Origin of the sequence: Motilibacter deserti (assembly GCF_011250635.1) — a bacterium.
GTDB lineage: Bacteria > Actinomycetota > Actinomycetes > Motilibacterales > Motilibacteraceae > Motilibacter_A > Motilibacter_A deserti.
Map to the genome: position 1 here is coordinate 1 of NZ_JAANNP010000099.1, position 544 is coordinate 544.

The 544-nt window shown below is 70.2% G+C and carries 1 protein-coding gene; it reads right to left on the reverse strand.

Annotated elements, in window-relative coordinates:
- Positions 1–253 precede the first annotated feature (253 nt).
- A complete protein-coding gene (locus tag G9H71_RS20345) occupies positions 254–412 on the reverse strand; it encodes a daptide-type RiPP (protein WP_166284611.1) in 159 nt (52 codons plus the stop codon).
- Positions 413–544: the final 132 nt, after the last annotated feature.

Below are 544 nucleotides of genomic sequence, written 5' to 3' on the forward strand. Positions count from 1 at the left end.
TCCCAGAAGCCCGGCGCCTCGAGCGACTCGAGCTCCTCGACACCGAGGATCATCTGGTCGAACGCCGCGTCCACGGTGGCCTGGTCGATCGTGTTCATGTCGTTTCCCTTTCAGAAGGTGGGGCGCGCCCTGCCGGCGGGCCCTCGGGTGGGGTACGCCCTGGTGGCGTTCCCTCGCAGGTGTTGCGGGTGGTGTGCGGAAGACCGCTGTCGTGCGTTGGTGCAGGTGTGCACGGGAGGCCCGTGCGGGCGGACTACGTGAGGGCGATGCCGCCGACGACGGCGGCGGCGAACGCCGAGCCGACCGCGAACCCGCCCCAGAAGCCGGGGGCCTCGAGCGACTCGAGCTCCTCGACGCCGAGCATCAGCTGGTCGAACGCGGCGTCCACGGCGGCCTGGTCGAGAGTCTTCATGGTGGAACTCCTTCGGAATGGTTGGGTCGGACTGTCGGACTGTGCGATGTGAGCGGGAAGCGGGGCGGATCAGGTGATCGCGACGCCGATGAGCGTGCCGGCGGCGACGGTGCCGACACCGGCGGCGACGCC